Annotated in this window: 1 protein-coding gene; it reads left to right on the forward strand. The window is 73.9% G+C overall.

The features are described 5' to 3' along the window. The coding region (locus LCH29_RS42610) for a type I polyketide synthase (protein WP_446467058.1) at positions 1-13180 on the forward strand (13180 nt) is incomplete at both ends.

Here is a 13180-nt window from a genome sequence, read left to right on the forward strand (position 1 = left end):
GGACCGTCCGGAGGAGAGCGCGGCGGTTACCGCGCTCGCCCGTCTGCACGTGACCGGCATCGCCGTCGACTGGCGGACGTTCTACACCGGCACCGGCGCCCGGCAGGTCGAACTGCCCACCTACGCCTTCCAGCGGCAGCGGTACTGGCCCGAGGCGGCTCGGAGCGCGGGGGCCGAGGCCGGGCTGACCGTGGACGGGGTCGACGCGGAGTTCTGGGCCGCGGTCGAGAGTCAGGACCTGGAGGCCCTGGCGGCCCGCCTGGAGATCGACACGGAAGCGTTGGACGGTGTGGTGTCCGCGCTGTCGGCCTGGCGTAACCGGAGCCGGACCCGGTCGGCGGTGGATTCGTTGCGGTATCGGGAGACATGGCAGGCGTTGAGCGGCACGTTGCCGACGGCGTTGTCCGGGACCTGGTTGGCCGTGGTCCCGGCGGACGAGGCCGAGCACGAGTGGGTCCGGTTCGTGCTTGCCGCGCTGGGCGGGGACGTGGTGCGGGTGCTGGTCGAAGACGCCGAGCGTGCGGCGTTGGCCGAGCACCTTACCCGGCAGATGGCCGAGTTGACTGCACAGGGTGTGGCAGAGCCCTCGGGTGTGGTGTCTCTGCTCGCGGCTGATGAATGGGCTCGTTGGTCGGGTGTGCCCGCCGGTGCGATGGACACGGCGGTGCTGGTGCAGGCGCTGGAGGACGCCGGGATCGGGGCACCCGTGTGGGCGGTGACTCGCGGCGCGGTGTCGGTGGAGCCCGCCGATCCGGTGGGCCACCCATTGCAGGCCGCGGTGTGGGGGCTGGGCCGGGCCGCCGCGCTGGAGTACCCGGAGCGTTGGGGCGGACTGATCGATCTGCCGCAGGAACTCGACGACCTGGTCGTGCGACGGTTGGTCGGGGTGCTGGCCGGACCGGGTGATGAGGACCAGGTCGCGGTTCGCGCCTCGGGCGTCTACGGCCGTCGGTTGGTGTCCGCTCCCGCGCCCACCCCGTCCGTCGACCCCACGCTCACTCCCACCATCGAGGGTGAGGGCGCGACGTGCTGGGACACGTCGGGCACGGTGCTGATCACCGGTGGTACCGGCGCGCTGGGTGCGCACGTGGCCCGGTGGCTGGCCGAACGCGGCACGGAACACCTGCTGTTGGTGAGCCGCCGTGGACCGGGCGCGCCGGGCGCACCGGAACTGGAGACGGAGCTGACCGCACTGGGCGCCCGGGTCACGGTCGTGGCCTGCGATGTCGCCGATCGGGCCGAACTGGAAGCCGTACTGGCCGCCGTCCCGGCAGAGTTCCCGCTGACCGGTGTGGTGCACGCGGCCGGGGTGCTGGACGACGCGATGCTGGACAGTCTGACCCCGGAGCGGTTCGAGGGAGTGTTCCAGTCCAAAGTCGCTCCGGCGCTGCTGCTGGACGAGCTGACGGCCGACCGGGATCTGTCCGTGTTCGCGCTGTTCTCGTCGGTGGCCGGCGCCGTGGGCAACCTCGGCCAGGCGAACTACGCGGCCGCCAACGCGGTGCTGGACGCGCTGGCCCTGCGGCGCCGGTCGCGAGGTCTGCCCGCGACCTCGATCGCCTGGGGCGCCTGGAGCGGCGACGGCATGGCCGCGCGCGCCCGGCACGCGGGGACGACGGCGCTGGAACCGCGGCTCGCGTTGGAAGCCATGTCCGAGCTGGTGGCCGAGCCACACGCGACCACGGTGGTCGCCGACCTGGGCGACAAGCAGGTGCTGGAGGCGCTGTTCAGCCTGCGGTCCATCGCGTCGCTCACGACGCTGCCCGGCGCGCGTGAGGCCGCGGAGACGGCCAGGGAAGCGCTGCGGGAGAGCGAAACGGCGGCATCGGCACTACGCGAGCGTTTGCACGAGGCCCCGGAGAGCGGCCGGCTGGCGGTGCTGCTCGGCCTGGTCCGTACCCATGCGGCCGCTGTGCTCGGGCACCCCGGCCCGGACGCCATCAGGCCGGACAGGGCCTTCCAGGACCACGGGTTCGACTCGCTGACCGCGGTGGAACTGCGCAAGCGGCTCGGCCTGGTCACCGACTTGACCCTGCCCAGCACCATGGTCTTCGACTATCCGACCCCCGTCGCGCTGGCCCGGTATCTGCGGGCGGAGCTGCTGAGCGACGCCGCCGACGGCACCGACACCACCGATACGTACGGCGCGGGTGCCGTACCGGCCGTGCCCACCGACGACGAGCCGATCGCGATCATCGGGATGAGCTGCCGCTTCCCCGGTGGCGTCAACTCGCCCGAGCAGTTCTGGGACCTTGTCTCCTCCGGGATGGACGCGGTCTCGGAGTTCCCGGTCAACCGTGGCTGGGACACCACAGGCCTGTACGACCCGGATCCGGACCGCAGTGGCACGACCTACTCCACACAGGGCGGGTTCCTGCACGACGCGGGCGCGTTCGACCCGGTCTTCTTCGGCATCTCGCCGCGCGAGGCGCTGGTGATGGACCCGCAGCAGCGGCTGCTGCTGGAGACCGCGTGGGAGGCCGTCGAACGGGCCGGGATCGACCCGGCCGCCCTGCACTCCACCCTGACCGGCGCGTTCATCGGCTCCAGTTACCAGGACTACGGCCGTGGCGCTGGCGACGGCACCGAGGGCCACATGGTCACCGGGTCCATCCCGAGCGTGCTGTCGGGCCGCGTGGCGTACGCGCTCGGTCTCGAAGGCCCGGCCGTCACGGTCGACACGGCCTGCTCCTCGTCGCTGGTCGCCCTCCACCTGGCCTGCCAGAGCCTGCGCGACGGCGAGAGCTCGCTCGCGCTGGCCGGGGGCGCCACGGTGATGACGACGCCGGACGCGTTCGTGGCGTTCAGCCGCCAGCGCGCGCTCGCCGCCGACGGCCGCTGCAAGGCGTTCTCCGACGGTGCGGACGGCATGGCGCTGGCCGAGGGCGTCGGGCTGCTGCTGGTCGAGCGGCTGTCGGACGCGCGGCGCAACGGGCATCCGGTGCTCGCCGTCATCCGCGGCAGCGCGATCAACCAGGACGGCGCTTCGAACGGACTGACCGCGCCCAACGGCCCCTCCCAGCAGCGGGTGATCCGCAAGGCGCTGGCCACCGCGCGGATCTCGCCCGCCGAGATCGACGCGGTGGAGGCACACGGCACCGGCACGCCGCTCGGCGACCCGATCGAGGTGCAGGCGCTGCTGGCGACCTACGGCCGTGACCGGGGTCCGGAGCGGCCGGTGTGGCTGGGGTCCGTGAAGTCGAACATCGGCCACACCCAGTCGGCGGCGGGTGTCGCGAGCGTGATCAAGATGGTGATGGCGCTGCGGCTCGGCGTTCTGCCGCGGACCCTGCACGTGGACACGCCTTCGTCGCATGTGGACTGGTCCTCGGGGGCGCTCCGGTTGCTGGCCGAGCCGGTGCCGTGGCCGGAGACCGGGCAGCCGCGCCGGTGCGCGGTGTCGTCGTTCGGGATCAGCGGTACGAACGCGCACGCGGTGCTGGAACAGGCACCGGCCGAACCGGACCCCGAACGCGAACCCACCCCGGCTCCGTTGCCGTCCGAGCATGCCCGGGAAGTGGTGCCATGGGTGCTGTCGGCCCGGGACGGAGCCTCGCTGCGCGACCGGGCGGCAGACCTGGTATCGCACCTCGAAGCCGCTCCGGTGGACGTCGCCGATGTCGGCTTCTCCCTGGTGACATCGCGGTCGGCGTTCGAGCGGCGCGCGGTGGCCGTGGGCGCGGACCGCGCCGAATTGTCGGCCGCACTGGCCGCGTTCGCCGATGAGGACCTGTCGGCTCCCGTGGTCCGGGGCGAGGCCGATGTCGAGGGGAAGACGGTGTTCGTCTTCCCCGGGCAGGGCACGCAGTGGGCTGGAATGGGCGCCGCTCTGCTGGAGCAGTCACCGGTGTTCGCCGAACGGCTCCGTGAGTGCGCGACGGCCCTGGGCCGGTTCGTGGAGTGGTCGCTGGAGGACGTACTGCGGCAGGAGCCCGGTGCGCCGTCGTTGGAGCGCGTCGACGTCGTGCAGCCGGTGTCGTTCGCGGTGATGGTGTCGCTGGCGTCGGTGTGGGAGTCGTACGGCGTCATCCCGGACGCGGTCGTCGGCCATTCGCAGGGCGAGATCGCGGCGGCCGTGGTCGCGGGCGCGCTGTCCGTCGAGGACGGCGCCCGCGTGGTGGCGTTGCGCAGCCAGGCGATCGGCCGGCGCCTCGCGGGGCGCGGCGGCATGATGTCGGTGGCGCTGTCCGCCGACGAGGCCCGGGCCCGGCTGGAGGCGTGGGACGAACGGTTGTCGATCGCGGCCGTGAACGGCCCCGGTGCCGTGGTGGTGTGCGGCGATCCGGAAGCGCTGGACGAACTGTTCGCCGGCCTGACCGAGGACGGCGTACGGGCGCGGAAGATCGCTGTGGACTACGCCTCGCACTCGGCGCACGTCGAGGACCTGCGCGACGAACTGCTCACCGAGCTGGCGCCGATCACCCCGCGCGCCTCGCTCGTCCCCCTGCTGTCCACCGTGACCGGTGACTGGCTCGACACGAGCGGCATGGACGCCGAGTACTGGTACCGCAACCTCCGCCGTACCGTGCGCTTCGCGCCCGCGGTCGCGCAGCTGCTGGAAGAGCAGCACCGCGCGTTCATCGAGGTCAGCGCCCACCCGGTGTTGACCATGGGGGTGCAGGCCCTGATCGACGAGACCGCGGTGCCGGCCGTGGCCGTCGGCACCCTGCGCCGTGGCGAGGACGGGCCGCGACGCGTGCTGACCTCGCTGGCGGAGGCGTACGTACGGGGCGTACGCGTCGACTGGACCGCTGCCTTCGGGACGGCGGCCCAGCGGGTCGACCTGCCCACGTACCCCTTCCAGCACCAGCAGTTGTGGGTACGGCCGGTCGAGGCCGAGCGGGCCGAGGCGGCCGACCCGGCGGACGCCGCGTTCTGGGCCGCCGTCGAGCGCGCGGACCTCGCGGGTCTGACCGAGAGCCTGGACGTCGACGAGGAGGCCCTCGCCGCGATCCTGCCGGGACTGACCGCCTGGCGCCGCCGCAAGCACGAGCAGTCCACCGTGGACGACTGGCGCTACCAGGTCACCTGGACGCCGCTGCCCGCCCTGCCCCGGGCGACGCTCTCGGGCACCTGGCTGGTCGTCACCGCCGAAGGCGAGAGCCGTACGGGCGAGGGTGACACCGGCGACGACGTGGTGGCCGCCCTACGGGCCCACGGCGCACGCGTACGCCGGGTGGAGCTGGACGAGTCCTGCCTGGACCGTGCCGTGCTGGCGTCCCGGCTGGCCGATGCGGTCGAGACGGATGAGGCGGACGGGGCGGACGAGGCCGGTGGCATCGCCGGGTTCGTGTCCCTGCTGGCCGCCGCCGAGGAGCCGTGCCGGGCGTATCCCGAGCTGGCCACCGGCACGGCCCTGGGCGTTGCCCTCGTACAGGCCCTGGCGGACACCGGCGCCGAGGCACCGCTGTGGTGCCTGACCCGGGGAGCGGTCTCCACCGGGCGTTCCGACCGGGTCACCCGCCCGGTCCAGGCGCAGACGCTCGGCGTGGGCTGGACCGCCGCGCTGGAACACCCGCGCTTCTACGGCGGAGCGGTGGACCTGCCGGAGACCCTCGACGAGCGGGGCGGACAGCGGCTGGCGGCCATACTGGCCGGAGCCGGGACCGGGGCCGGAACGGAGACCACGGGCGGCGAGGACCAGCTCGCCCTGCGCACCTCCGGTGTGCTGGCCCGGCGCGTCGTGCGCGCCCCGGCCGGTGACCGCGAGCCGCGCCGGACCTGGGAACCGCGTGGCACGGTGCTGGTCACCGGCGGCACCGGCACGCTGGGCCCGCATGTCGCGCGCTGGCTGGCGAACCAGGGCGCCGAACGCATCGTCCTGGTCAGCCGCCGGGGCATGGCCGCGCCCGGTGCCGCCGAGCTGGTGGATGAATTGGCGGGGCAGGGCACCGAAGCCACCGTCGCCGCCTGTGACATCACCGACCGCGAGGCGCTCGCCGCGCTGCTGGACCGGCTGGCGGCCGAAGGCCACACCCCGCGCACCGTCATTCACGCCGCCGCCGTCATCGAGCTGCACACGCTGGCGGAGACGGACATGGCGGCGTTCGCCAGGGTCATGCACGCCAAGGTCGCCGGTGCGCGGAACCTGGACGAGCTGCTGGCGGACACCGAACTCGACGCCTTCGTGCTGTTCTCGTCCGTCGCCGGCATGTGGGGAAGCGGCCAGCACGCCGCGTACGTGGCGGGCAACGCCTACCTCGCCGCGCTGGCCGCCAACCGGCGCTCCCGTGGCCTGACCGCGACGTCCGTCCACTGGGGCATCTGGGCCAACGAACTCGGCATCGGCCGGGTCGCCCCGGACCAGGTCCGGCGCACCGGCCTGGAGTTCATGGACGCGGGCCTCGCGCTGACCGGGATGCGGCGCGCGATGGACGACGACGAGACCGTGCTCGCGGTCGCCGATGTCGACTGGGACCGCTACTACCCGGTGTTCGGCTCCGTCCGCCCGACGCCGCTGTTCGACGAGGTGCCCGAGGTGCGACGGCTGGTCGAGGCCGCCGAAGCGCAGGCCGGGCAGGCGGGCGACGGCGAGTTCGCGGCGAAGCTGGCCGCTCTGCCGCCCGTCGAGCGGGACCGGCTGCTGCTGGACACCGTACGAGGCCAGGCCGCGGCCGTGCTCGGCCACGGTTCCGTCGAGACGGTGGCCGAGCGGCGCGCCTTCCGGGAGGTCGGCTTCGACTCCCTGACCGCGGTGGACCTGCGGAACCGGCTCGCCGCGATCACCGGGCTCAGCCTGCCCGCGACCATGGTGTTCGACCACCCGACCCCGGTGGCGCTGGCCGAGTTCCTGCGTACCGGGATCACCGGCGACCAGCAGCGGACCGCGGCCCCGGCCGTGTCCGCCACCACCGACGAGCCGATCGCCATCATCGGCATGAGCTGCCGCTACCCGGGCGAGGCCAATTCGCCGGAAGAGCTGTGGGAACTGGTCATGGGGGGCACGGACGCGATCTCCGGATTCCCGGCCGACCGCGGCTGGCCCACCGACGCCCTGTACGACCCGGACCCGGACACCCCGGGGCGTACGTACAGCGCACAAGGCGGTTTCCTGCACCACGCCGCCGACTTCGACCCCGCCTTCTTCGGCATCTCGCCGCGCGAGGCGATGACCATGGACCCGCAGCAGCGACTCCTGCTGGAGACCGCGTGGGAGGCGTTCGAGCGCGCCGGGATCGTCCCCGACACCGTGCGTTCCACCCTCACCGGCGCGTTCATCGGGGCCAGCTACCAGGACTACCAGGCAGGCGGCGCGCCCGGCGGTGACGGCGCGGACGGCTCGGAGGGCCCGGACGGGCACGCGGTCACCGGCACGCTGTCCAGCGTGCTGTCCGGCCGGGTCTCCTACCTGCTGGGCCTGGAGGGCCCCGCGGTCACCCTCGACACCGCCTGCTCCTCCTCGCTGACGGCGTTGCACCTGGCCTGCCAGTCGCTGCGCAACGGCGAGAGCACGCTCGCGCTCGCCGGTGGCGTGAGCCTCATGTCCACGCCGAACACCTTCATCGGCTTCAGCCGCCAGCGGGCGCTGGCCCCCGACGGACGCTGCAAGGCGTACGCGGACTCCGCCGACGGCATGGCGCTCGCCGAGGGCGTCGGCATGGTGCTCGTGGAGCGGCTGTCGGACGCTCGGCGCAACGGGCACCCGGTCCTCGCGGTGGTCCGCGGCAGCGCGGTCAACCAGGACGGCGCGTCCAACGGCCTGACCGCCCCCAACGGGCCGTCCCAGCAGCGCGTGATCCGGCAGGCGCTGGCCAACTCGGGGCTGTCCGCGGCGGACGTCGACGCGATCGAAGGCCACGGCACGGGTACCGCACTCGGCGACCCGATCGAGGCGCAGGCGCTGCTGGCGGCCTACGGGCAGGACCGGACGCGGCCGCTGCTGCTGGGCTCGATCAAGTCCAACATCGGACACACCCAGGCCGCCTCCGGCGCGGCGAGCGTGATCAAGATGGTGATGGCGCTGCGCCAGGGGGTCCTCCCCCCGACCCTGCACGCCGACACCCCGTCGTCCCACGTGGACTGGTCCGCGGGCGCGGTGGAACTGCTGACCGAGCCCACCGACTGGCCGCGGACCGGGCGGCCGCGCCGGGCCGGCGTGTCCTCGTTCGGTATCAGCGGTACCAATGTGCACACCGTTCTCGAACAGGCACCGCCCGTCGAGGAACCCGCCGAGCCCGCCGACGGGCCTCGCGCGGAGATCGTCCCCGTCGTGCTGTCCGGCCGTACCGACGACGCGCTGCGGGCGCAGGCCGGCCGGCTGCTGTCCCTGATCGAGGACCGGCCCGGAACGCACCTCACGGACCTGGCGTACTCACAGGCGCTGTACCGGTCGAGCTTCGAACACCGCGCGGCCGTCGTCACCCCCGACCAGGACGGTCTGCGCAGCGGCCTGCTGGCGCTGCGCGACGGCCTGAGCGACACGAGCGTGGTGCACGGCGGCGGGGGCGGCACGGGCCGGGGCCGGCTCGCCTACCTGTTCACCGGGCAGGGCGGTCAGCGCCCCGGCATGGGACGGGAGCTGTACGAGCGGTTCCCGGTGTTCGCCGACGCGCTGGACGCCGTACTGGCGCACCTCGACACCGAGCTGGCCCGCCCGCTGCGCGAGGTCGTGTTCGCGGACGACGGCACACCCGAGGCCGCACTGCTCGACCGGACCGGCTACACCCAGCCCGCACTGTTCGCGATCGAGGTGGCGCTGTTCCGGCTGCTCGAATCCTGGGGCATCGCACCCGACTACCTCACCGGGCACTCCGTCGGCGAACTGGCAGCGGCACACGTCGCGGGCGTGTTCTCGCTGGAGGACGCGTGCACGCTGGTGGCCGCACGCGGGCGGTTGATGGAGGACCTGCCCGCCGGAGGGGCCATGGTCGCCGTCGAGTCCACCGAGGACGAGGTCGCCGGGCTGCTCACCGACCGCGTGTCCATCGCCGCCGTCAACGGCCCGGCCTCGCTGGTGATCGCCGGGGACGAGGACGCCGTCGAGGCGGTGGCGGCCGACCTGGCGGCGCGCGGCAGGCGGACCAAGCGGCTCCGGGTGAGCCACGCCTTCCACTCGCCGCGCATGGACGCCATGCTCGACGACTTCGCCGCCGTCGCCGCGCGCGTGACCTACCACGCCGCGGCGATCCCCCTCGTGTCCACCGTCACCGGCGAACTCGCCACCGACGAGGAGCTGGGCTCCCCGGACTACTGGGTGCGGCACGCCCGCCGCACCGTCCGCTTCGCCGACGGCATGGCCACCCTCGCCGCGCGGGGCGTACGCACCTTCCTCGAGCTCGGCCCGGACGGGGTGCTCAGCGCCATGGCCCAGGACTGCCTGGGCGACGAGGCACGGGCACGCACCGCCGTGATCCCGGCACTGCGCCGCGACCGCGACGAGGTGCCCGCCATCACCGCCGCACTGGCGGGCGCGCACGTGGGCGGCGTGGCCGTGGACTGGTCCGGCTTCTTCGCCGGAATGGGCGCACGGCGCATCGAACTGCCCACCTACGCCTTCCAGCGGCAGCGCTTCTGGGCGGAGCCCGCACTTCCGGCGGTGCCCGCCGCCGGGGACGGAACGGAAGCCGACTTCTGGTCCGCGGTGGAGCGTGAGGACACGGACTCGCTGGCCGCCACCCTCGACCTCGACGCCGAGGCGGTGAGCGTGCTGGCCCCTGCGCTGTCGTCGTGGCGCCGTCGCCGCCGTGACAGGTCCAGCGTCGACGCCCTGCGCTACCAGGCGATCTGGAAGCCGGCGAGCGCCACGCCGAGGTCGCAGGCCCTGCCCGGCCGGTGGCTCGTGCTCACCCCGGCCGGATCCGCCGACGAGACGTGGCAGACCGCTGTGATCGACGGCCTCGGCGCGCCGACCGTACGCGTCGAGGTCACCGCGGCCGACCGCGGATCGCTCGCCGAGTGGCTGCCCGAGGGCGAGTTCGCCGGGGTGCTCTCCCTGCTCGCGCTCGATGACGACGACGCGTTGGACGGTGGCGGGAGCTCGGCCCGCACGGCCACCGCGTTCCAGGCACTCGGCGACGCCGGGATCGACGCCCCCCTGTGGTGCGTCACCCGGGGCGCGGTGTCCGTCGGCCGCTCCGAGCCGGTGCACAGCCCGGCCCAGGCCGCCCTGTGGGGCCTCGGCCGCGTCGTCGCACTCGAACACCCCCGGCGCTGGGGCGGGTTGATCGACCTGCCCGAGCGGATCGACCCGGCCACGGTGCGCCGGCTCCGGAGCGTCCTCGCGGACACCGGCACGGACGCGGAGGACCAGGTCGCCGTACGCGCCTCCGGCGTGTTCGCGCGCAGGCTCGCACACAGCCCGGTGACGACGGACGACAGGACCGGGCGCGCGTTCACACCGCGCGGCACCGTCCTGGTCACCGGCGGCACCGGCGGCCTCGGCGGACACGTCGCCCGCTGGCTGGCCCGCGAGGGCGCGGACCATCTGCTGCTGATCAGCCGACGCGGCCCGGAGGCGCCGGGCGCCGACGGCCTGCGGCGGGAACTCACCGAACTCGGCGCCCGGGTCACCATCACGGCCTGCGACGCCGCTGACCGGGACGGACTCGCCGCGGTCCTCGCGGACATTCCCGAGGACTGCCCGCTCACCGCGGTCATGCACACCGCGGGCGTGATCGAGGACCGCGTCGTGGACGACCTGACGCCGGACGACTTCGCGGCCGTACTGCGCGCCAAGGCGGTGTCCGCGCGGAACCTGGACGAACTGACCCAGGACGCCGAGCTGTCGGCATTCGTGCTGTTCTCCTCGACGGCCGGCGTCATCGGCGCCGCCGGGCAGGGCAACTACGCCGCCGCGAACGCCTACCTGGACGCCCTCGCGGAACACCGCAGGACCCGGGGCCGCGCCGCCGTGTCGATCGCCTGGGGCCCGTGGGCCGGATCGGGCATGGTCGGCGGCAGCGGCGTGGACGCCGACCACGACAGCGGCGAGATCGAACGGCGGGTGCGGCGTGGCGGATTCACGCCCCTCGCACCGGACCTCGCCATCTCCGCGCTGCGCGCCGCCGTCGAGCACGACGACACCGCCCTCACCGTCGCCGACATCGACTGGGGCCGCTTCGTCCTCGCGCACACCTCCGCCAGGCCCGCCCCGCTCGTCGGCGACCTGCCCGAGGTGCGGCAGGCCCTCGTGACCGACGGCGGCGCCGCCGCGGCCCGTATGCCCGGCGAGTCGGAGCTACGGCAGCGGCTGGCGGGCATGCCCGACGCCGAGCGCGGCAGGTTCCTGCTGGAGCTGCTGCGCACCCAGGTGGCCGCGGTGCTCGGCCACGCCGACGCGACCACCGTCGAGGCCGACTGGACCTTCCGGGACCTGGGCTTCGATTCGCTGACCACGCTGGAACTGCGCAACGGGATCGCCACGGCCACCGGGCTGACCCTGCCCGCCTCGCTGGTGTACGACTACCCGACCCCGCAGGAACTGGCGGAGTTCCTGCTCGCCGAGCTCCTCGGATCGCTGCCGGAGCGGGCGGCCCCCGCCACGCGGCCGGCGGACCCCGCCACCCGGCCCCCGGCCGAGGACCCGATCGCGATCGTCGGCATCGGCTGCCGCTTCCCCGGCGGAGTGACCTCGCCCGAGGACTTCTGGCAGCTGCTCTCGGAGGGGCGCGACGCGATCTCGCCGTTCCCGACCGACCGGCACTGGGACCTGGACGCCCTGGCGGCCGGGTCGTCCATCACCCGCGAGGGCGGATTCCTCAGCGGCGTGGCCGAGTTCGACGCCGGGTTCTTCGGGATCTCGCCCCGCGAGGCGCTTGCCATGGACCCGCAGCAGCGGTTGCTGCTGGAGACCTCGTGGGAGGCGCTGGAAGGGGCCGCCATCGACCCCGGCGCGCTGCGCGGCAGCCAGACGGGCGTCTTCGTCGGCACCAACGGCCAGGACTACACCACCGTGCTGCGGGCCGGTTCCGAGGACGTACAGGGGTACGCGGCCACCGGCAACACCGCGAGCGTGCTGTCGGGACGCGTGTCGTACGTGCTCGGTCTCGAAGGTCCGGCGGTCACCGTCGACACGGCCTGCTCGGCCTCGCTGGTCGCCCTGCACTGGGCCACCCGGGCGCTGCGCGGCGGCGAGTGCTCGCTGGCGCTCGCCGGTGGCGTGTCGGTGATGTCGGGCCCGGACGCCTTCGTGGAGTTCAGCGCCCAGGGCGGGCTGGCCCCGGACGGCCGCTGCAAGGCGTTCTCGGCGGACGCGGACGGCACCTCCTGGTCGGAGGGCGTCGGCGTGCTCGTACTGGAACGGCTTTCCGACGCGATACGCAACGGGCACGAGGTCCGCGGCATCGTGCGCGGTACCGCCGTCAACCAGGACGGCGCGTCCAACGGCCTCACCGCCCCCAACGGCCCCTCCCAGCAACGCGTCATCCGGCAGGCGCTGGCCGACGCGGGGCTGGCGTACACCGACATCGACGCCGTCGACGCCCACGGCACGGGCACCACGCTGGGTGATCCGATCGAGGCGCAGGCGCTGCTGGCCACCTACGGCCAGGACCGGACGCGCCCGCTGCTCCTGGGCACGGTCAAGTCGAACCTCGGTCACACCCAGGCCGCGGCCGGTGTCGCGGGTGTGATCAAGATGGTCCTGGCGATGCAGCGGGGCACCCTGCCCAAAACCCTGCACGCGGACGCCCCGTCCCCGCACATCGCCTGGGCCTCCGGCGAACTCGCGCTGCTCAGCCGGCCCGCCGCCTGGCCCGAGACCGGCGAGGCGCGCCGGGCGGGCGTGTCGGCGTTCGGCATGAGCGGCACGAACGCCCACGTCATCATCGAACAGGCGCCGGCGGACACGCGGCGACCGGAAACCGAACCCGGCCGGACCGTACCCGCGGTAGTGCCGTGGCTCGTCTCCGGCAAGACCGCGGAGGCGCTGCGCGCCCAGCTCACGCGGCTCACGTCCTTCACCGAGCACCACCCCGAGCTGCCCGCCGCCGACGTGGCCTACTCGCTGGCAACGACCCGCTCCGCCTTCGAGCACCGCGCGGTGCTGCTCGCCACCGAGGACGGGGCGACGGAGGTCGCGCGCGGCGTGGCACGCGGCGCTCGCGGACCGGTCGCCTTCCTGTTCTCGGGGCAGGGGAGTCAACGGCTGGGTATGGGGCGGGAGTTGTACGGGCGGTTCCCGGTGTTCGCGGAGGCGCTGGATGCCGTATTGGCGCACTTCGATCCGTCGCTGCGGGAGGTG

It is taken from the genome of Streptomyces sp. BRA346 (genome assembly GCF_052851135.1).